Genomic DNA, 20,851 nt, shown 5'->3' with positions numbered 1-20,851 from the left:
CGTTGATGGCGGGATCGCACTTGAGAAGCAGGGTTTGTAGATCCCCTAATCTTGATCGAAAGCGAGAGTCCGGCGAACGAAAGCCTGCCCCTAGGTCGCACGCGAGCATTGTGCCAGTAACGGGGCGGCGCTTCTTGCCGCGCTAGCCAGGCGAACGTGAGGGCGCTGCCTATCGCGACTTCTGGGCAAGCTTGTCGTGATCAGTACTAGGACGCGGACTCATTAAGGCGCAGCCATAGCCTGATTGACGCGAGTTGAACGAAGGCAAGGTAGTTGGCAGCAAGCCTGTCATAGCGCGTCGCCACTTGTTTGATCCTGTTGAAGAACCGTTCGATCCGGTTGCGAGCGCGGTAGAGATACGGGCTGAAGCAGATCGGATCGCTGCGGTTGCTTTTCGGCGGGATGTTGGCCCACGCGCCTTTCTTCATGGCAAGCTCCCTGATCCAGTCCGCGTCATAGCCACGGTCGGCAAGCAGCATTGCCCCGGATTTCAGACGAGACAGCAGTTTGCCGGCAAGTCGAACATCATGGGCCTCACCGGGGCTCAGCGCCAGCCGTACCGGCAGACCATTGCCATCGACTACCGCATGGATTTTGCTCGTCAAACCGCCGCGTGACCTTCCCATCGATTGACGCTGGTTCTTTGTGATGCAGGCCCCGTGCTGATGCACGCGGACAATGGAGGTGTCGATCATTTGAACAGCAGCATCGGGGCAGCAGCAAGCGCGTCTATGATGCGACCCCAGACATCAGCGCGCCGCCACCGGACGAAGCGGTTGTAGCAAGTAGTATACGGACCAAACGCCGCCGGCAGATCACGCCAGGGTGCTCCTGATCGAAGGACCCAGAAGATGCCATTGAGGACACGTCGGTCGTTCACCCGAGGAACGCCACGCGGCTTGTTCGGCAGCATCGGCCTTATGGCAGTCCATTCATGGTCGGCGAGTTCGTAGCGCATGATTCGAGCCCCCAGTTTGGGAGCTTGAATCACGGGAGTCCGGCCAAACGCAACGCTTCTGCGCTCCATAAAACTCAGCCATGCGGCGAATGTCAGCCATGAGGTACGTCCGCTTCGGCTGGATGAGCGTGTCGATATAGGGTGCCCACGGCTCACGACCAGCTTGCAGGTTCAAGATTACGTCGATAAAAATTGGACGTCCAACCCATTCAACGTTTTTGGCAAAGCCCAATTTACCCCTGCGAACGCGGTAGTTAGCAAAATAGGCGTAAGGCGATCTAAAATCGTAGAAGGTTTCGATTTTACTAGTCATGGTTTCACCTTCCTTGGTCTCCGCATGGTCGCGAGCTCAGAGTATGCCGAGTTTCTACGCGAGCAACTTGCTCCGCTCGGCCAAATCACGATGCGCCGGATGTTCGAAAAGACAGGTATATTCTGTGATGGAGCGATGCTCGGCATGGTTACCGAGAACGTCCTCTATCTTCGAGTTGACGACGAGAACCGAGAGGCCTTCGAGGAGGCCCGCACATCGCCGCCATTGAACTACCTTAAAGGAGAAAGACTTATAGACCTTGCCTTCTGGCGTGTACCAGATCGGCTGTTCGACGAGACCGACGAATTTATCGACTGGGCGCGTTTGGCGTTGGCTGCGGCCCGGAGGGTTGCCGCCAATAGAAGGCTCTGAATGCGTCGGACTTCGTGCCAAGCGAGAGCCGCAACTTCATCGCCCATCGCGACATTTGCTGCGGCTGCACAAATGCGGTCGGTGTCAGGGCGAACCGGACATCGACGAAGATTTATGAGTACGCGTCCTAGACTGCCGAATACAGGCGCTTGAACAGCGTGGTCTTTCCCGCGCCGTTGAGCCCGATCAGTGCGTGGATTTCGCGGTGCCCACTTGCAGGCTCGCGTCGCTTACCGCGCGAATGCCGCCAAACGTCTTCGAGACGCCGCGCACGTCTAGCACAATGCCGCCGAGCCCTTTCGACGGCAGGAAGTGCGGCAGCGGCAGGCCTTCGTAGATTTTCCGGCGGCTCATCGCTGCGGATTCTTCCGGCGGCGGCTACCAGCGTTTTGCCAGTGTCGCCCAGATGCCGACGAGGCCGCCCGGCGAGCACAGCAGAAAGGTAACGAAAACGAGTCCGAACCACAGCAGCCAGTTCGACGTCAAGATCGAAAACAACTCGCGGAACAGGAAGAAGAATAGCGCGCCGATCGCAAAGAATGCTCGCTTGGGGCTGGGGAAGCCTGCCCCGTGGCTGAGGATCCGATCTCGTCAAGCAGCGTCAACCTTCCCTAGGCGGCCGGCCCTATTCCGTAAGCTCTTCGTGGAACCTCGAAAGCTTTGATCGCCTTCGACTAAACGAGGGCTTAATGACTCTTCTCTTCGAGTTGCTTTCAACGGCATCTTGAATCTTCTCGACTGCTATTCGCTGAGCTGAGGACATTTTAGCGAGGTCGACATCGGTGAGATGCCGGCTCGCATATGGCGGCGTGTTTCCGGACTACGAAGCTCCTCTGATCCGCAATCACGAAAGTTCGCGTGAAGTTATCAAAAAGCCTGGGGCGCGCCCCGCCGCCAGGTTTGGTGGTCTGCCGGTCCCAATATTCTCGCATCTCCTCGCCTCATTGGCTCGGTTCCTTCAAGCCGGCGAACCGATGCATCGTCTCGGCCTAGAGTTTCCAAGACGCGCCAGGAACTAACCCAGTCACCAAAGAGGCCGTATCCCACCGCGGCTATTGTCGTTCCTTGTACCTGTTGCAGAGACCATCTTCCGTCGCACATGCATGCAGATGGCTGACGGCGACGGCCGATGCTGCGCCTGACGAGCGGAGGCGCAGCGGAGAACCTCGCGCCAAAACAATTTTGGGTCTGGCCCGTCCAAAGGCCAGGAATATGCCGGTTGCGCTCGACGTCTTCTGCCCTTCTCGTCCGGCGGGCGCAGGCAAAAGGTCTCGCCGAATGTTCGGCCGAATGGGCTTGCGGCCACTAGGGCCAGCATGTATCAATGGTACAACCAATAAAATGGGAGGCAGCTGCTCATGGCAAGGCGAGTCGTGGCCGCGGGATTGGGCTTATTCCTGTGGAGCGGTCTGGCGGTTGGCGAGCCGCTGAAGATCGGTGTCTTGACCGACATGTCCGGAGTCATCGCCGATACGGTCGGTCGCGGCTCGGTCGTTGCCGCTGAACTGGCGGTCAGCGACGCCGGCAGCACCGTTCTTGGCCGACCGATTGAGATCGTATCGGCCGACCACCAACTGAAGCCCGACGTGGGCCTGACCATCGCCCGACGGTGGTTTGACGAGGAGCATGTTGAGGCCATTGCCGACATACCCGTGTCCACCATCGCGCTCGGAATCCAAAATCTCGCCCATACAAAGGGAAAGATCGCACTGATCTCGGGGGCCGGAACTCTCGATCTCTACGGCAAGTCGTGCTCACCGACGGGATTCGTGTGGTCGTTTGATACCAGCGTGCTTCCGCGCGCCCCCGTTCTGAGCGCAGCGGAATCCGGCGTGAAGAAGTGGTTTGTGGTCGGCCCCGACTATTCCTTCGGACACCAAATGGAGCGAGCCGTCGCGGACGTGGTGAAGGAGACCGGTGGACAACTGGTCGGCACGCGGCGCGCGGCGATCGGGACGTCGGATTATGCCTCGCTTCTTTTGGCCGCGCAGGAAGCGCGGCCGGACGCGATTGCCTCGTCTTTTGCCGGCCACGACGGAGTGCTTCTCATCGAAAACGCCGTCGAATTCGGCCTGCTGCAGAAGGGAATGCGCATCGCGAGCCTCATGTTGTTCGAGTCCGACGTGCACAGCCTCGGGTTGGATCGCATGAAAGGCATCTATACGACGGCAGCATTCTACTGGGATACGGACGACAACACGCGCAGTTTCGCAAGTCGGTTCAGGGAGAAGATGGGGCGACCGCCTTCCGCTCTGCAGGCGGGAGTCTATAGCTCGATCACGCACTATCTGAAGGCCGTCAAGGCGGCGGGCTCGACATCCGGACCTGAGGTCGCAAAGAAGATGCACGAGCTGCCGATTTCAGACCTCACGACACCTTCGGCCAAGATCCGAGCAGATGGCCGCGTGATGCGCGACATGTTCCTGCTCCAGGTCAAATCGCCGGAGGAATCAAAAGCCCCGTGGGACTATTTCAAGATCGTCCGTCGTATGAAACCCGAAGAGTTGATGTCGGAGGCGTCCAATCCGGACTGCAAGCTTGCAACGCAGTAGCGGGTCGTTTTGCAGAATGACCACCAGACAAGCGGCTGAACAGTCGTTTGCTTCACCAGAAGCGCTCTCACGCCCCACGCAGAACATTGTTAGAGGAATGATGACTTCGCCACTGATTCTTCTCGATGGAACAGCACGCGCGCGCGAAGAGGTACTCACGAACGCGGCTCGCGCAGCCAGCGGGCTGCATGCTTCTGGGGTTTCCGAAGGGGATACTGTTGCGGTTCTGCTGCGCAACGACTTCGCCTTCGTCGAGGCGACACAGGCGGCCTCTCTGATCGGCGCCTATTGCGTGCCGATCAATTGGCACGGTCGGGCGCAGGAAATCGCTTACATCCTTAAGGACGCAAAGCCCAAAGTCCTGGTGGCTCATGCCGATTTGCTCGCGGCCGTCCGCGACGAGCTCATGGAGGCCTTGGACGGCATTCTCGTGCTGAGCGTACCGACGCCGCCCGAGCTCGTTCGGCAGTTCGGCGTTCCGCCAGGTGCCGAGAAGCCGAGAGTATCGGACCGCAGCTGGCCGGTTTGGCTGGCGGAATTCCAGCCCTGGAGCAGCGCCCCGCCGCGCAGCCGCGCTACGCTGATCTACACGTCGGGCACGACGGGACACCCGAAAGGCGTGAAGCGCGAACCTGCGACGGCCGAGCAGGCCAAGGCGTATGGGGAGCTGATGCGGGCGGTCTACGGCATAGCACCCGGCGTGCGCGTGTTGATCGGTGGCCCGCTCTATCATGCGTCTCCGAACGCCTGTTTGCGTCAGGCCATCGCACAGGCGGATATCATCGCGTTCCAATCCAAGTTCGAGCCCGAAGAAACGCTGGCGCTCATCGAGCGGGAAAGGATCACGCATGCGGTCATGGTTCCCACCATGTTTGTCCGCCTGATGCGACTGCCGGAGGAGATCCGCCGCCGATACGATGTGAGCTCGCTGCGATGGGTGATCCACACCGGCGCGCCCTGTGCGCCAGAGATCAAGCAGGCGCTGATGGATTGGTGGGGGCCGGTCATCTACGAGACCTACGGCGGCACGGAGGTTGGAGCCGTCATGCTGAGCACGCCGGAAGATTGGCTGGCCCATCCCGGCAGCGTCGGGCGGCTCACGCCGGGCGCCCGGATTGCGCTCTACGGCGACGACGGCAAGCCGGTTGCGCCGGGCGAGGTAGGCGAGATCTACGTTCGTCAGGACTCGCTGGCGGACTTCGTCTACCTCAACGACGCCGCCAAGCGAAAATCGGTCGAGCGGGACGGGCTGATCAGCGTTGGCGACGTCGGCTATCTCAAGAACGAGCGGCTGTATCTGTGCGATCGGAGGTCGGACATGGTGATCTCGGCCGGGGTCAACATCTATCCCGCCGAGATTGAATCCGCTTTGATCCAATGTCCCGGCGTCCGCGACTGCGCCGTGTTCGGCATTCCCGACGATGAGTTCGGCGAGTCGCTGGCTGCCGCAATCGAGCTCGAGCCGGGCTGTGGACTCACGACCGAGCAGGTGCGGGCCTATCTCGCCGCACGTATCGCCAAATACAAGGTGCCGCGGCGGATCGACTTCCATGCAGCACTTCCGCGCGAGGAAAGCGGCAAGATATTCAAGCGCCGGCTCAAGGATCCTTTCTGGAGCGATACGGGCAGGCGCATCTAGTTAGATCGTCAGGCTCTCTGCGGAGGCTCTGGACGATTTTTCTCTGCCAGATCTCACCTCGGACATCTTATCGCGGCAATCCAAGTCCGCGCTGGGCAATCAAGCTGCGCTGGATTTCATTGGTGCCGATGCTGATGACCCACATCAGCGAATGTCGGAGATTTTGTTCGATGCGCCCGTGCAGTACGGCGCCGGGGTCGCCCTCGCTGATCAAGGCCTCCAGCCCGAGCAGATCGAGTGCGGTCTCGCCGAAGCGCTCCATCAACTCGCCGGAATAAACCTTGCTGACGGCCGCTTCGTCGGGCGGCGTCTCGCCCTTGTCGACCAGCTCGGCGCAATGGACCATCATGCGCCGTCCGGCCTCGATTTCAGCCGCGAGCGTCCCAACCTTGGCGCGCACGACAGGATCGTGCCGCATCAGCTTACCCTGGCGTTCGGCGATACGGATGTGGCCGCACAGCAGTTCGAACATGCTGGCCACCTTGAGCACGATCCCGCCGCCGATGAAGCCGCGTTCGGTCGCCAGCGCCCCGGTCAGCACCTTCCAGCCTTCGCCCTCGGCGCCAACACGGTTTTCTGCCGGCACGCGCACGTCGTCATAGAAGATGTTGGCGAAAGTGCCGCCATACATCGTTTCGGAAGGACGGATCGTGATGCCGGGCGTCGTCATTGGAACGATGAACATGGTGATGCCGGCATGAGGCGGTGTCGCGTTCGGATCGGTACGGGTCGCGAGCAGCATGTACTCGCCCCAATAGGTCGTGGTCCAGATCTTCTGCCCATTGATGACATAATGGTCGCCGTCGCGAACCGCGCGGGTCTTCAGCGACGCCAGGTCGGAGCCGGCCTGGGGTTCGCTGTAGCCCATGCCGTAGATGGATTCCCCCCGCAGGATTTCCGGAAGATAACGGCGCTGCTGCTCCGGCGTGCCGTAGACCTGGAGCATGGCCGCCTGCACGGGTGCGCCGGCACGCGGCGCGCCGGCCCGCTCCATCTCCTCCATGAAGGCGAGCTGTTCGAAGGCGCCACGCTCCTGACCGCCGAACCGCTTCGGCCAATTGAGGCCAATCCAGCCGGTCTGGCCCAGCGCCCGAGCAAATTCGCGGTCATACTCCCGCTCATGGAAGGAGAGCTGCTCATGCCGCGCGCGACGCTCGCCTGACCAATACCCGTCGAGCCAAGTGCGAACCTCGTTGCGGAAGGCATTTCCCGACGCCCCCAGATCGTATTCGGGAAATGCACCGCTGCCGTGATCGAGAAAATGGGTGGCGAGTTGCTCGACCGACGGGCGTTGGCCGCCATGGCGAAGCATGCCGACATGGACCTGCCTGAAGTGCCGCGGAGCCTCATGTTCCTCGCTGTAGCCGATCGCACCGAAGGCGTGCTGGGTCTCGAGCGATACCTGGCGAAGAGAACCCGCGGCGGTGGCCAGGGCTGCGGCTGCGAACCAGCGCCATTGCGCAGCATCCAGGTCATATTGAGCGGCGGCATTCGCAATTGTCAGCTGAACCGCGCGCAAGGCGATGTGGCAGTTCGCGAGCTTATGCTGGATGGCCTGGAAGCGTCCGATCGGTTGTCCGAACTGCCGACGTTCGCCGGCATAGGCAACGGCCTGCTCGAACGCGCGCCGGGCTGCGCCGAACGCCCGCGCGGTCTCGCTCAGGGCGGCGACGGTGAGAAGGTCCCGGACCTCGGCATTCGTGAACGGCACCAGGACGATCGGAACTGCATCGATCCGAACTCGCCAGCTGCCGGCCTTTCCCATCACCGGGGTCGGTTCAGCGGCAACGCCTTCGCCGGCCTTGACGATAGCCAGCGCCGGGCCGTGCACGAATATGGCCAGATGGGTCACGATGTCGGCGGATTCGACGAATCCCAGCTCCGCAACCAGGCGATCCGCGTCCATTTTCGCCCAGCCTGCGGCTCCATCATGGTCGAAGCCTGCAAAGGACACGGCGATCACCGAGTCACCGCGATGGAGCTCATCTAGGAGCGACGTCAAGGCACGGGCATCGTCGCGGGCTCGAAGCTGCATGAGGTTGATCAGGGCTGCATCCGCGAGCGGTGCGCGGCTCGCAATGCGGCCGGCCTCTTCCTGGACCAGCACAATCTCGCGCAAGCCGCCTTCGGCGGGAGAGGCTGCAATCTGGGTCAAGCCCTGAGCGGCCAGTTGCTTCCAGAGCCATGGGGTCGCCTGGGCGGACTTATCCGACGCGTCCTCAAAAAATCCCCGGACCGCTTCCTTCAGGATCTGACGATCCTCGTCCGACGGCAACTCCCGCAGCATTCTGGCGGCTACCTTCTGCAGTTTGGTCCTACCATTCTACTTTTGTGAGAAGTCGCGGTCAATGCCAACGCGCTATGGCGGGAATCGTCAGCTTCGCCTATATGTTGCTGCAGCTTCGAACCATCCGAGTGGATATGAGCGCTTCACAATTGCCGGCGAAATCCAAGGTAGAGGCTGCGCCGATAGCGCAGTTCCAACGAATTAGATCGCCCCGCGCGTTCGACGAGATTGCCGCTCAGATCCGAACGGAGCTCTCCACCGGCAGACTAGCGGTCGGCAACCGTCTGCCATCCGAGCGGGCGCTGTCGGAGCAGTTTGGCGTCTCTCGCAATACCCTTCGTGAGGCCTTGCGCTCGCTCGAGCACGCCGGTCTGATTCGCCTGCAGAAGGGCGCCCGCGGCGGCGCTTTCATCAGCCAGCATAGCGGCGAGGCTATCGCGACCGGCCTGATGGACATGTACCACGTCGGTACCATCCAGCCGGCGCAATTGACCGAGGCCCGCATCTGGCTCGAATCCGTCGTGGTCCGGGAAGCGTGCCGGCGCGCAACGGCCGCGGACATCGACCTGCTGAACCGCAATATCGACGAAGCGCAGGACGCGCGCCGCCGGGGCGACTTCGCAGGCCGCGCCGAGAGGCACATCGAGTTCCACAGAATGCTGGCGCGCCTCACCGACAATCCGATCATGGTCATCGTCATGAACGGGGTGCTCGACGTGCTCACTCATTTTGTGCAGCGGATCGGCGAGTACGACAACAGCTTCGTGCTGCCGTCACGCCGCCGCTTCATGGAACACTTCACTGCAGGCGACGCCGAAGCTGCCGTGGCCGAGATGGAAGCCTGCTTGAAGCGGCTGCAGCGCAGCTACATGTCGCGCATTCAGGCTGCCGAAGGGGTGTCAGCCACCAAAGCCGCTCCACGTGGCCGCCGGGCTCCCCCAGCTACCCAGCGTTAAATCCACTCACTGCGCGAACCGGCCTGTCGTCTTTCGAATAGCCTGCACGCATCCCCTGGACGGAATGCGCACACGGCTGGTCGACGACCACTCACGTCCGAATTGCCCGATACGAATCCGAGCGGTCTCGTCTCCGTCGGCGGCGGATCGTTGACACTGCCCCCCGACCGTGTTAATGTCGCAATGGTTCAACCAATAGGTCGCAGGCAAATGGCTGCACATCCGTCTCTCGGAGAAACGCTGGCGGTGTTGCTGGCGCGCGATATCGCCGATGGCGAGAAGGTCATCATCGGAACCAATTCCGACATCCAGCTCGCGGCCTGCAATCTCGCGCGCCGCCTGCAGGCGCCGCGCTTGTGGTGGATTTCCGGTCCCGGCGGAATGGTCAATCCGACGCGCGATCATCTGCTGTCGACGGCCGATTACGAGAACGTCGAGTCTGCGGAGTCCTGGATGGATCTGCCGGTCATGATCGACTTCATCGATTGGAAGGTCCACTTCTTTGATTTTGCCATCCTGTCGGCACTGCAGGTCGACCGCTTCGGCAACATCAACACTGTGGTGGTCGGTGATCAACGTAAGCCGCGCGTGCGCGGGCCGGGAACAGTCGGCATCAGCGCACTGTGCGGTCTGGCCAAGCGGTTCTACGTGTGCCTGACCCGTCACGACCGGAGCGCGTTCGTGCCGCGGGTCGATTTCCTGTGCGGACCCGGTCACATGGAGGGCGGCGACTCCCGTGAGCGCATGGGTCTGCCGCCTGGCGGTCCCAGACTGGTGCTATCGCCGCTTGGGGTCTTCGATTTCGCGCCCGACAGCAAGGCCATGCGCGTGAAGTCGATCAGTCCAGGCGTGTCGCTCGAGCAGATCCGCGACGCCACGGCGTTCGACATCGTCGTGGAGGGCACGCCTCCGGTGACGACCATGCCCACCGATCATGAGCTCGAGTTGCTGCGCAAACATGTCGACCGGCGTGGCGATCTCCGGCGCAAGTTTCCCTGATTACGCGACGGATCTCCTCCAATCAGACCGACAGGCAAGCTGAAGTCCCATGACAAAGAGCAAGATCGTTTCCGTCGATGAGGCCGTAGCCGAGATCCCGGACGGAGCCAAAGTCGCCCTCGGAGGGTGGATATTCAATTCGCAGCCGATGGCGCTCGTGCGCGCGTTGATCCGCAAGGGTGCGCGCGACCTGCACCTGATCCCTGCGCCCGGCTCGATCGCGCCGGACATGCTGATCGGTGCGGGGTGTGTCGCCTCCACCGTCTGCGTCTTCATCAGCTTCGAGCAGTTCGGTCTGGCGCCGAATTTCCGTCGTCACGCGGAGAGCGGCGCGCTCAAGGTCTACGATCTGGATGGACCGGGTATTGCCGGCGGACTGCGGGCGGGAATATGCGATCTGCCTTACATGCCGGTGCCCGACCTTGGGACCGATCTGCCGAAGTTTGCGCCGGAGCATTACTGGCCGCTGCCGTCCAAGCCCGGCGAGCGCAAGATGCTCGCTGTCGCCGCCGTTAAGCCGGATGTCTGCCTGCTGCACGCCCAGCAGGCTGATGAGCATGGCAACGTCCAGCATTTGGGGCCGCCCTTCTTCGACGCGATGATCGCCCAGGCGTCCCGGCGGGTGATCGTCTCGGTCGATCGCATCGTGTCGACCGACACGATCAGGCGCAGCAATCATCTGACCAAGCTGCCGAGCGCGATGGTCGATGCGATCGTGGAAGCGCCTTTCGGCGCGCATCCGACGACCTCACCCTCGCTGTACCGCTCCGACGAAGCGCATTTGAAGGAATATGTGAAGAGCAGCGCCGGCGCAGAGGCCTTCAGCTTCTATCTGGACCGGTATGTTCGGAACGCCTCGTCCAGCGCCTATCTCGACGCGATTGGCGGCAGCCGGCTGGCGGCGCTTGCGGTCTCCGAAACCAATCTGAAATGAGGATCGATATGCCAACCGGATTGGCCCGGCCGGGAATCCTCGACGGAATCCGTGTCCTCGACTTCACTGCCATGATGTCCGGCCCCTATTGCACGCGGCTGATGGCGGACCTCGGCGCCGAGGTGATCAAGGTCGAGCCGCCGGAGGGCGACCACATCCGGTTGCGTCCGCCGCTGCGGGATGGTCGGAGCGCCTATTTCGCGCAGCTCAATGCCGGCAAGAGCAGCATCGCTCTGGATCTCAAGCAGCCTGCGGCTCGCAAGCTGATCTACGAATTGGTGCCTCAGTGCGACGTCCTCGTGGAGAACTACCGCCCGGGCGTGATGCGGCGGCTCGCGCTGGACTACGAAACCCTTGCGAAGCTCAATCCTAAGCTCGTGTACTGCTCGATCTCGGGTTTCGGCCAGGAGGGGGCCTGGTCCGGACGGAGTGCGTATGCGCCGGTGCTGCACGCAACGTCGGGCTACGACATGGCAAACCTCGATTATCAGGAGGGCAATGTCGAGCGTCCGCTGAAGAACGGAATCTTTATCGCCGACGTTCTCGGTGGCTCGACGGCATTCGGAGCCATTCAAGCCGCGTTGTTTCGGACACTCAAGACCGGGCAGGGCGACTATATCGACGTATCCTTGCTCGATGCCATGGTGGGCATGCTGGTCTATGAGTGCCAGGAAGCGCAATTCCCGGCCGAGCGCCGCCGGCCGCTCTATCGACCCACGCAGGCCAGCGACGGCTTTCTGCTCGTCGCTCCCGTGAGTCAGAACAATTTCGAGGCTTTGGCCCGCGGCGTCGGCCATTCGGAATGGATTAGCGATGCGCGCTTCGCAACCAGTAGCGCCCGCGAGCACCACTGGTCCGAATTGATGAACCTGCTCGACGATTGGGCGGCATCGCGAACGGCCGCGGAATGCGAGGCGATCCTCACCGAAGCCGGTGTGCCATGCTCTCAATACCGGACCATCCGCGAGACCATGGCGCTGCCGCCCATCCAGGAGCGCGGCGTATTTGAGGAGATCAATGACGGGGCCGGGCCGTTACGTATTCCCAATCCGGCGTTCCGGTTCGCGTACAGCGCGGCCAATGTCCGGAACAAGGTGCCTGCGCTCGGCGAAGATGGACCAAGGCTGTTGCAGAGCCTCTTGGGGCTGAGTCCGCAGGCGATTGCGGCGCTGCGCGAGAGCAAAGTTCTTCGGGGCGCGGAAGAGAGGACCATCGCGGCGGCCGAGTAGCCGCTATGGGTCATCAGGAATGGCGAAGTCGTTGATCGCCTGCGCTGGCTTCCTTCCTGAACCTTTTGAGCACCGCGATATGAAAGAGGAGCCAGGGTTGAGCGCTGCGAATTTTTCAATCCCGGATAATATCGTCGTTGAGCGCGGGCTGGCCTCCGAGCGGCTGATTGACGCGCAGCCAGCGAGAAGGTCGAAATGATTGCCTTCAGGCGCGAGCTGCTCTCGCGCCCTCGACGGAATCGAACTTGCTGGCGAGCCGGCGTGGACCGAGACAACCTTCGTCGGCGGCTTGAAGCGGCTTCCAATCCGTTTCTCGCGACTCCAGTAGAAGATGGCCGATCTGAGCGCCCGGAAAGCGGGACCGGTAGGGATGATGCGTGGAGCTGAGGGATGGATCTGACGCCGAGCGAAGCGCAGCAGATGCTGCGCCATAGCGCGCAACGGTTTATCGCTGAACGTTGCGAGCCGACCGCACGTCGCCATGCGATGCAGGATCCTATGGGATTCAAGCGCGAGAATTGGCGCAAGTTTGCGGATCTGGGCTGGCTCGGGCTTCCGTTTCCGGAGGAGGTTGGCGGCTTCGGCGGAGGGCCCGTCGAGGTGGGGATCCTGATGGAGGAGTTCGGCCGGGGGCTTGCGACCGAGCCTTATCTCTCGACGGTGCTGCTCGCCGGGGCCCTGGTTGCCGAATGCGGCACGGAAGAGCAGCAGAAGGGTCTGCTGCCGGCCATCATCAACGGGGAGCGTCTGTTGTCGTTCGCTCACTACGAGTCGGACGCAAGGGCAGGTCTTTCCGAGGTCCACACTGTCGCGCAGAGGGATAGTCATGGCTGGACGCTCTACGGCCGCAAGATCGCCGTGCTCGACGCGGTCGCTGCGGACGTCCACCTTGTATCGGCGCGTTTGCCCGGTGCGCAGGGTGCCGGACTTGCTCTCTTCCTGGTGCCGAAGGATGCCGCAGGAGTGACGCTGCGCGATGCACCACGTCTCGGTGGGGGCCGCGTCGCGGAACTGACATTCGACCACGCCCGGCTTGTGCCCGATGCACGGCTTGGAACCGGTGCGGACGTGCTGCCGACCGTCCAGAGCATCGTCGATCGGGCGATTGTGGCGCTCAGCGCAGAAGCCGCCGGCATGATGAGAAGCATGTTCGACGCCACGCTCGACTATACAAAGGTGCGCAAGCAATTCGGCCGGCCGCTCGCGGCCAACCAGGTGATCCGTCACAGGCTGGCCGACATGTATGTTGAATGCGAGGAGGCCCGAGCGATGGCGGCGCGTGCGGCTCTTCTCGTGGCAGCCGATATCGATTCGACGCAGCGGTCGCTCGCCGCGTCCGGCGCCAAGGTGAAAATCGGCCGCTGTGCGCGCAATGTCGCGGAGCAGGCGGTGCAACTCCACGGCGCGATGGGCGTCACGGACGAACTCGATCTCGGCCTTTATTTCAAACGGCTGCTGGTTTTCGAAGCACTTTTCGGAAGCGTGGATCATCATCTGCAGCGTCACGCCGAGCTATTTGGCAACTCCCGAGCGGAGTGAGATCAGTCATGTCGCTATCGTTCACGGCCGAGGAATTACGGTTCAGAGATGAGGTGCGAGCATTTATCGCCGCGCGTCTTTCTCCCGAGCTGCGGCGGGCCAGCTCTCTCAACGTGTCCTTCTTCTCGGATCCCGATATCGTCGCGCCATGGCAAAGGGCCTTGCATGAGCGAGGCTGGGTCGCACCCGGTTGGCCCCGGGAGCATGGTGGCCCGGGCTGGACGGCGACGCAGCGATGGATCTTCGAATCCGAGTGTGCGGCGGCAGGAACGCCGCAGCTATCCCCCATGGGTATCAAGATGATCGGGCCGGTCTTGATGCGCTTCGGGACCTCGGAGCAAAAGAAGTTCTACCTGCCCCGCATCCTCAGCGGCGAAGATCGGTGGTGCCAGGGCTATTCGGAACCAGGCTCGGGATCGGACCTTGCCTCGCTGAACACACGTGCCGTTCGCCAGGGTGACCACTACGTCGTCAACGGCACAAAGATCTGGACAACGCATGCGCACTTCGCAAACCGCATGTTCGCGCTGGTCCGAACCAGCGACGAGCCGAGGCAACAGGACGGCATCAGCTTTCTGCTCATTGACATGGCATCCCCAGGCATCACCATTCGCCCGATCATGATGATCAGCGGGGACCATGACGTCAATCAGGTGTTCTTCGACGAGGTGGAAGTCCCCGTCACCAATCTCGTCGGCGAGGAAGGGCGGGGCTGGACCTGCGGCAAGTATCTGCTGGAGTTCGAGCGGGGCGGCGGAGTCAACTCGCCGAAATTGAGATATGCGCTCGAGAAGGTGCGCGGATTGGCCAACTCCGGCTTGTCCTACAAGGCGATAATGCTTCAGGAGATCGCAACTAAACTGTCGGAAATCGAGCTCGACGTCCAGACACTCGAGTTCCTCGAATTGCAAGTGTTGTCAGCCCTACAAAGAGGCGAAAATCCAGGTCCGGTGTCGTCCGTCCTCAAGCTGCGTGCGAGCGAGATCCACCAGGCTATTTCGCGCGTGGGAGTTGAAATGGTCGGGCAAAATGCGCTGGTGGAGGAAACGCGCCGTCCTCTCCATGCCCTTAAGGACCGGCCGCTCATCCCGGAAGAAGTCCTAAGCGTGGTGCCCCGCCATCTCAACGGCCGCGCCAACACGATCTTCGGCGGGAGTTCGGAAATCCAGCGCGACATCATTGCCAAGCAGGTGCTCGGGCTTTGAGGAAATCACCGAATGAGCTTGATGGGGCCGCGCCGGCGATGGTCCGGCAAGGCGTCGACGTCAAAGGCCGGGAGCGATCCCGGCCAGTTCTTCACGCGAGTCGAAAGCCGGAATCCGAATGTGGCCTCAGACCATAGCGGGGATCTCGCAAGCTTCCGCATATTCCCGCTTCAGCTTCAGAACCAGGTCCGCTACGGTCGGGATTTCGTCGATCAGATCGATCCCTTGTCCGGCGCTCCACAGGTTCTTCCAGGGCTTCGCGCTCTCAGGCAGATGGTCGTGCCGCATGCCCTTGCCCTTCGGCTCGGGCAAGGCGTCTGGATCGAGGCCAGCCGCGCGCAACGACACGGCCAGCCAGTTCGCGGCCACGCCGGCAACCTTCTCCGTGTAAATCAAATCTGCCGACGTCTGAGATACGATCATGCGCTTGTATTCGTCGGGCGCCAGCGACTCCCTGGTGGCGATGAACCTGGTCCCGAGATAAGCCAGGTCGGCGCCGAGCACTTCCGCCGCACGGATGCTGGCGCCGTCGGAAATGGCACCGGCCATGACGATCGTCCCGTTGAAGATCGAGCGGACCTTGCGGATCAACGCGAGATGGCTGATCGTACCGGAGTGGCCGCCACCCCCAGCGCCGATGCAGATCAGGCCGTCGACGCCGGCTGCGATGGCGCGCTCGGCGAACGGGATGCTGGTGACGTCGTGGAAGACCTTTATTCCACGATCATGCGCCTGTTGAACAATGATCCTGGGATTGCCACCGACGGTGATGACGATTTCAACGTTTTGTTCGGCGCACAGATCAAGGTGGCTTCCGACCTGGTCTTCCGGCGTCTTTGCAGACAAATTCACCGCAAGCGGACCGACCGGTCCCGGCGCGTGCCCTGCGTGTTCGCGCAGATCCGCGGAGATCGTGCGCAGCCAGTCGGCGAACTCGTCGAACGAGCGGGCGTTCTGGCGTGGCAGGGCGCCAATCACACCCGCCTTGCAGGCCTCGCGAACGAGATCAGGGCCGCTGACAAGGAACATCGGTGCGCAGACGGCAGGCAACGAAAGCGATCGCCGAAGCTTTGGATCGAGCGACATGAAGGTGCTCCTGGGCCGTCGTCAGCCCGGATCCGGGGCGAACATCGGGATCATCGTCCCGTCCTCGGCCGGCTTGAACACGACCTGGACTCGTTGCCCGATCCGCAGCGAATCGAGGTCGCAATCGACGATATTGCTCAACATCGTGACGCCTTCGTCGAGTCTCACATAGGCGATTGCATATGGCGTGGGACCGGCACGGCGGGTGACGCTGACGCTGTAGATTTCACCCTTGCCGGTGACGTCGCTCCATTCGGTGTCGCCGAGACAATAGGGGCAAAGCGGCCGCGGATACCAATGCGGCTTGCGGCAGGAAACGCAGGTTTTCACGCGAAGCGACCCGCTTGCGGTTGCGGCAAAGAACGGCTCGGTTGCGGCGTCATGCACCGCTGAGCCGAGCGGGCGGTCCTGATACATCGTCGTCATCTCATGCGCGCTCCATGATCAGGGTGGCACTGCCATGGCGCGAGCCGAGCAGGCCGCCGGTGCCCTGGGCCAGGGCAAGGCTGCAATTTGGAACCTGCACCTTGGGGTGGGCCTCGCCGCGCAGTTGGCGGACAGCCTCGATGACCTTGGTGATGCCGCCGCGATTGGCAGGGTGGTTGTTGCAAAGTCCGCCGCCGTCGGTGTTGAACGGCAGCTTGCCGACTCCGGAAATCAGATTGCCGTCCGCGACGAAACGTCCGCCCTTGCCCTTCTCGCAAAACCCGAGATCTTCGATCTGCATCAGCACCGTGATGGTGAAGCTGTCGTAGATCGAGGCATATTGGATCTCGGACGGCTTGACCCCGGCTTCCTCGAACGCGCGAGGACCGGACCACGCCGCGCCCGAGAACGTCAGGTCGACCTGCCCGTTGAGCTGACCTTTGATCGCTTCGCCGGCGCCGAGAACGTTGACGACGGGACGCTTGAGCGAACGCGCGATCTCGGGGCGAACGACGAGCAGGGCACCGCCGCCATCGCTGACGACGCAACAGTCGAGGCGGTGCAAGGGATCGGAGATCATGGGCGAGGCGAGGACATCGTCGACCGTGACCTGTTCGCGCAACATCGCATTCGGATTGTGCTGCGCGTGGGTGGCGGCCGCGACCTTGATCCACGCCAACTGTTCGCTCGTCGTGCCGTACTCGTACATGTGACGGGCCGCCGCCAGCGCATACATGTTGACCGTCACGGGCGCATAAGGCGCCTCCCAGGGTACATCGGGCGTTCCGGCGCCGACGAGCCTTGGCGCCACGCCGCTCGATCCCTCGCTTCTCGGCCGGCCCGCGAGCGTGATCAGGGCTACGTTGCACTTGCCCATGGCAATCGCCTGGGCGGCATGGGAGACGTGAACCAAATACGCGGACCCGCCGGTGTCGGTGCTGTCCACATGCCGCGGCCGGAGCCCCAGATAGTCCGCCATGCTGTTCGCGCCGAGGCCCGGCGCGTCGCCCGCGCAGAAATAGCCGTCGACATCCTTAAGGCGCAGGCCAGCGTCTTCCAGGGCCCCGCGCGCGCATTCGGCGTGCAGCTGGGCGACCGTCTTGTCCGGTGCTTTTCGGGTGGGGTGCTCGTAGGCGCCCGCGATGCAGGCTTTGTGTCGAATGCTCATCAGGTCTCTCGAGCTCATGTCCAGCCGCTGGCCGCCCATCTGCACTGTGCATTGTTGACCACGACGGGGCGTTTCTATATCATTGGTTCAACCAAAGACCAATAGGCTGCTTTTATTTTTGGCGGGATCAGTCCCGGGGGAGAGCTGTCGGCGATGGTTGATTATGCAAAGACGCGGGCCTGGCGCTCCGGCGACGTCCGCCACGCCTACACGGCAAGAGACACCATTCTCTACGCACTCGGCGTCGGTGCCGCGAGCGATCCATCGGACGAGCGGCAACTGCGCCTCGTATACGAAAAGGATCTCGTGCCACTTCCGACCATGGCGACCGTTCTGGCCTCGCCGGGGGCCTGGATGAGGGACGATGCGGAGCTGGGCATCAATTTCGCGAAAATGGTGCATGGCGAGCAGTCCGTGCAGATGAATGCCGCACTTCCTCCAAGCGGAATTCTCATCGGCAAGAGTCGCGTCGCACGGCTCGTCGACAAGGGCGAAGGCAAGGGCGCCGTCATGCATGTCGAGAAGGAATTGTGGGACGAGGCTGCCAACAAATTGGTGGCCGTCAGTGAGCAGGTGCTCTTCCTTCGCGGCGATGGCGGCTTCTCACAAGCCGCCGGCGCCGATGAACCCGCCGCCGCTCCGACGCCAGTCCCCGATCGTCGGCCGGACCGCGTCATCACGTTACCTACGCGCCCGGATCAGGCCGTGCTTTATCGTCTGTCCGGAGACCTCAATCCCCTGCACATAGACCCCGCGGTTGCCAGCAAGGCCGGCTTCCCGAGGCCCATCCTGCACGGGCTTGCGACTTACGGAATTGCCTGTCGCGGCTTGGTCGAGACCTTCTGCGACGGAGATCCCGCAGGGCTGAAGACGATCCGCGCCCGGATGTCCGCGCCGGTCTTTCCTGGAGACACGATCCAGCTCGAATGCTGGCCCCTCGATGACCGCATCGCATTTCAGGCGCGTGTCGTCGAGCGCGATGCGCTGGTTCTCAGTCACGGCTGGGCAACGACCTGATTCGCCCGAGCGGTGCGCACACAAGATGTTGGACTTCACCATAAACTGAGGAATTGGGAATGACGAAAAACATGGTGTCCCTACAAGGCCGGACGATCGTCGTCACCGGCGCCGCACAGGGGATCGGCAAGGCAACGGCCGAATTGGCGATCGAACTCGGGGCGAACGTCGTCGCCGTCGATCTCAACGGAGAGGCGCTTGGGGCCGTCCTGGCGGCATTGCCTGCGGAGCGGGTGATGAAAGTCGTCGGCAGCGTCACCGACGCGGAGTTGGCCGCGAGCACCGTCGCAGATGCCGTCGGCCGGTTCGGTTCGGTGAACGGACTGGTCAACAATGCCGGCATCATTCGTCCAGCGATGATCGAAAAGATGAGCATGCATCAATGGCGCGAGGTCATCGATGTTCATCTCACCGGCGCGTTCCTCTGGCTGCAGGCGGTGGGACGCCACCTGGTGCAGCGCGCCAAGGACGGCGACGCCTCGGGAGGAGCCATCGTCAACATCTCGTCTGACGCGGGACGAAAGGGATCTGTAGGCCAGATCAACTATGCCGCCGCCAAGGCCGGACTGCTCGGCATGACCATGACTGCGGCCCGGGAGTGGGGCAAATACAATATCCGGACCAATTCGATCTGCTTTGGCGTGGTCGAAACGCCGATGACCGAGGTCGTACGGGGCGAGAAATTCCGCGATGGCATGTTGGCGCAGATTCCGCTTGCACGCTGGGCGACACCGGACGAAGTGGTGCGGACCGTCTGCTTCCTGCTCTCCGATGCGTCCTCGTACACGACGGGCCAGCACATCGGAGTCAACGGCGGCTTCCACATCAGTCTTTGACGCTACTCTGCAATCGGTGGTGCCGAATGCGAAGGCGAAACTTGCGGTGGGCGCGCACGAGACGCGACCCACCGGATCTCTTCTCCTAATCCGCCGTCATCGGCTCACCGGACAGGCTCCAGCTGGTTCCATCGAAAACGGCGATGCGCAGCGTCTTGAACGCCGTGTAGTCTTCGGGTGTGGTGCTGATGGTGATACCTGGCAGCATCATCGGCATTCGCTCGCCGTGCAGGGATGTCGCCCTTCGAATCAGGTTCGCCCGGGTCAACTCGTCGCCGCAGGCCTTCAGAACGGCCCCCAGCGCGTTGACGTTCATGTAGGCGACGAGCACCGAGTAATCGTCTGGATTGACCGACGGCGCATACTTCTTGAGAAAAGTCTTGTAGCCCTTGACCTCATCGTCGTCGGCCCAGGCCGGATCGCCCGGTTGCTTGAGAAACTGCGTGGTGACCAATCCGCGCGAGGCGTCAAGGCCGGCCGGCTTCAGCACCGTCTCGACGGAGGCGGTCGAGCCGCCGATGATGTGCAGCGGATGCCAGTCCAGTTCATGAACCTTGCGGATCGACTGCGCCGCGGCCTTGGCCGACGATTGCTCGATCAGCGTGTCGACCCCGGCGGATTTCAACTGAACGATTTGCGAGTCGATGGTCGGGTCGGAAACTTCATAGGAGGCTTGGGCGACGATCAGAGCCGCCTTCGCGCCGAGTCCCGCGCGTAGACCCTTGAGATAATCCTTCCCGAAATCGTCGTTCTGGTACAGAACGCCGATCTTTGCCTCCGGCTTGGCCTTGAGGATGTATTTGGCGATGACGCGGCCTTCGGTCTCGAAGTCGGGATAGAGCGGAACGGTCCAGGGAAATTGAGTGGGATCGTTGAAGCGGCGTCCTCCCGCCGTGATAAAGAGTTGCGGCACCTTCCTAGAGTTGAGATATCTCTGGATGGCGACGTTCGGCGCGGTTCCAATCGTGCCGACCTCGGCAAGGACGCCGATATCCTCGATGAGCTTTCGGGATTGCTCGACGGCTTTCGGCGCACTGTAGGCGTTGTCGAGCTGAGTGAAGCTGATCTTTCGTCCGTTGATCCCGCCCCCCTCGTTGACCATGTCGAAGTAGCCGACCACTGCCCGTCCGGCCCCCGCGCCGAACGCCGAGGCCGGGCCGCTGAGCGGCGTCGATTGACCGAGCTTGATCTCGGTGTCGCTGGCGCCTGGATCATAAGTCTTCTGGGCATGCGCGGCCGAGAGGGACAGCAGAGTGGCTGCGAATAGAGAGCACGATGTCAGGACCGATATACGGCTCAAGGGCGTTCCTCCACGTCTGTTTCTTGATTTGGCGA

Annotated in this window: 19 protein-coding genes; 12 read left to right on the top strand and 7 right to left on the bottom strand. The window is 62.2% G+C overall.

The window, feature by feature from the left end; genetic code table 11:
* Window positions 1–206: 206 nt before the first annotated feature.
* A protein-coding gene (locus tag IVB29_RS27950) for an IS5 family transposase (protein ID WP_247506618.1) occupies window positions 207–958 on the bottom strand; the annotation gives its coding sequence in 2 pieces (ribosomal slippage) (window positions 207–712 and window positions 712–958; 753 coding nt in all).
* 163 nt (window positions 959–1,121) lie between these two features.
* Here IVB29_RS27950 and IVB29_RS27945 point away from each other — a divergent pair.
* Entirely contained in the window at window positions 1,122–1,643 is a 522-nt protein-coding gene (locus IVB29_RS27945; protein WP_247506617.1) for a TfoX/Sxy family protein, read from the top strand.
* A gap of 186 nt (window positions 1,644–1,829) precedes the next feature.
* Here IVB29_RS27945 and IVB29_RS27940 read toward each other — a convergent pair whose 3' ends face one another.
* Window positions 1,830–1,997: a hypothetical protein gene (locus tag IVB29_RS27940; RefSeq protein WP_247506616.1), complete on the bottom strand. Its 168-nt coding sequence runs from the start codon at window positions 1,995–1,997 to the stop codon at window positions 1,830–1,832.
* 1,004 nt (window positions 1,998–3,001) lie between these two features.
* Here IVB29_RS27940 and IVB29_RS27935 point away from each other — a divergent pair.
* Both IVB29_RS27935 and IVB29_RS27930 read left to right on the top strand, forming a co-directional pair.
* Window positions 3,002–4,195, top strand: a complete 1,194-nt coding sequence (locus IVB29_RS27935) for an ABC transporter substrate-binding protein (protein WP_247506615.1) — start codon at window positions 3,002–3,004, stop codon at window positions 4,193–4,195.
* Complete coding sequence (locus IVB29_RS27930; protein WP_247506614.1) at window positions 4,182–5,834, top strand: acyl-CoA synthetase; 1,653 nt, start codon at window positions 4,182–4,184, stop codon at window positions 5,832–5,834. Before IVB29_RS27935 ends, IVB29_RS27930 begins: the two co-directional genes overlap by 14 nt.
* Window positions 5,835–5,901: 67 nt before the next feature.
* Here the strand turns inward: IVB29_RS27930 and IVB29_RS27925 are convergent, their stop codons facing one another.
* Complete coding sequence (locus IVB29_RS27925) at window positions 5,902–8,121, bottom strand: acyl-CoA dehydrogenase family protein (RefSeq protein ID WP_247506613.1); 2,220 nt, start codon at window positions 8,119–8,121, stop codon at window positions 5,902–5,904.
* Window positions 8,122–8,195: 74 nt separating this feature from the next.
* Here IVB29_RS27925 and IVB29_RS27920 point away from each other — a divergent pair, with 74 nt between their 5' ends.
* The 7 genes from IVB29_RS27920 to IVB29_RS27890 all read left to right on the top strand — a co-directional run bounded on the left by IVB29_RS27920 (window position 8,196) and on the right by IVB29_RS27890 (window position 14,983).
* Window positions 8,196–9,077: a GntR family transcriptional regulator gene (locus IVB29_RS27920; protein ID WP_247506612.1), complete on the top strand. Its 882-nt coding sequence runs from the start codon at window positions 8,196–8,198 to the stop codon at window positions 9,075–9,077.
* A gap of 246 nt (window positions 9,078–9,323) precedes the next feature.
* Window positions 9,324–10,076 (top strand): CoA-transferase, encoded by a 753-nt coding sequence (locus IVB29_RS27915; RefSeq protein ID WP_247506611.1) that lies wholly within the window; start codon window positions 9,324–9,326, stop codon window positions 10,074–10,076.
* A 49-nt stretch (window positions 10,077–10,125) separates the two neighbouring features.
* Complete coding sequence (locus tag IVB29_RS27910) at window positions 10,126–11,010, top strand: CoA-transferase (protein WP_247506610.1); 885 nt, start codon at window positions 10,126–10,128, stop codon at window positions 11,008–11,010.
* Entirely contained in the window at window positions 11,007–12,239 is a 1,233-nt protein-coding gene (locus tag IVB29_RS27905) for a CoA transferase (RefSeq protein ID WP_247506609.1), read from the top strand. Before IVB29_RS27910 ends, IVB29_RS27905 begins: the two co-directional genes overlap by 4 nt.
* A 19-nt stretch (window positions 12,240–12,258) precedes the next feature.
* Window positions 12,259–12,438 (top strand): hypothetical protein, encoded by a 180-nt coding sequence (locus IVB29_RS27900; protein ID WP_247506608.1) that lies wholly within the window; start codon window positions 12,259–12,261, stop codon window positions 12,436–12,438.
* 191 nt (window positions 12,439–12,629) lie between these two features.
* A complete protein-coding gene (locus IVB29_RS27895) occupies window positions 12,630–13,778 on the top strand; it encodes an acyl-CoA dehydrogenase (protein ID WP_247506607.1) in 1,149 nt (382 codons plus the stop codon).
* 8 nt (window positions 13,779–13,786) lie between these two features.
* Window positions 13,787–14,983, top strand: coding sequence for an acyl-CoA dehydrogenase family protein (locus tag IVB29_RS27890; RefSeq protein ID WP_247506606.1), 1,197 nt, complete (start codon window positions 13,787–13,789; stop codon window positions 14,981–14,983).
* Window positions 14,984–15,109: 126 nt separating this feature from the next.
* Here IVB29_RS27890 and IVB29_RS27885 read toward each other — a convergent pair whose 3' ends face one another.
* Genes IVB29_RS27885 through IVB29_RS27875 form a run of 3 tightly spaced genes read right to left on the bottom strand, consistent with a single transcriptional unit; the run spans window position 15,110 to window position 17,663 of the window.
* On the bottom strand, window positions 15,110–16,069 hold the full coding sequence (locus IVB29_RS27885; RefSeq protein WP_247506605.1) for a nitronate monooxygenase: 960 nt from the start codon (window positions 16,067–16,069) through the stop codon (window positions 15,110–15,112).
* 21 nt (window positions 16,070–16,090) lie between these two features.
* Window positions 16,091–16,495, bottom strand: a complete 405-nt coding sequence (locus IVB29_RS27880; RefSeq protein WP_247506604.1) for an OB-fold domain-containing protein — start codon at window positions 16,493–16,495, stop codon at window positions 16,091–16,093.
* A gap of 1 nt (window position 16,496) precedes the next feature.
* The gene (locus IVB29_RS27875) at window positions 16,497–17,663 is read right to left on the bottom strand and encodes a thiolase domain-containing protein (protein ID WP_247507001.1); all 1,167 of its coding nucleotides are present in this window, start codon (window positions 17,661–17,663) and stop codon (window positions 16,497–16,499) included.
* A 153-nt stretch (window positions 17,664–17,816) separates the two neighbouring features.
* On the opposite strand from IVB29_RS27875, the gene IVB29_RS27870 reads away from it, so the two are divergent.
* Together IVB29_RS27870 and IVB29_RS27865 are read left to right on the top strand one after the other, a co-directional pair.
* On the top strand, window positions 17,817–18,680 hold the full coding sequence (locus tag IVB29_RS27870) for a MaoC/PaaZ C-terminal domain-containing protein (RefSeq protein ID WP_247506603.1): 864 nt from the start codon (window positions 17,817–17,819) through the stop codon (window positions 18,678–18,680).
* Window positions 18,681–18,739: 59 nt separating this feature from the next.
* On the top strand, window positions 18,740–19,516 hold the full coding sequence (locus IVB29_RS27865) for an SDR family NAD(P)-dependent oxidoreductase (RefSeq protein ID WP_247506602.1): 777 nt from the start codon (window positions 18,740–18,742) through the stop codon (window positions 19,514–19,516).
* An 85-nt stretch (window positions 19,517–19,601) separates the two neighbouring features.
* On the opposite strand, the gene IVB29_RS27860 is transcribed toward IVB29_RS27865, so the two are convergent.
* Window positions 19,602–20,816 carry an ABC transporter substrate-binding protein gene (locus IVB29_RS27860; RefSeq protein ID WP_247506601.1) on the bottom strand — a complete coding sequence of 405 codons (1,215 nt, stop codon included), beginning with the start codon at window positions 20,814–20,816 and terminating at the stop codon, window positions 19,602–19,604.
* Between the last annotated feature and the right edge of the window lie 35 nt (window positions 20,817–20,851).

The sequence above is a fragment of the Bradyrhizobium sp. 1 genome (genome assembly GCF_023073315.1).
Taxonomy (GTDB): domain Bacteria; phylum Pseudomonadota; class Alphaproteobacteria; order Rhizobiales; family Xanthobacteraceae; genus Bradyrhizobium.
Note: the sequence above shows the minus strand (reverse complement) of the source record. Positions and strands in the feature narration are given on the sequence as shown.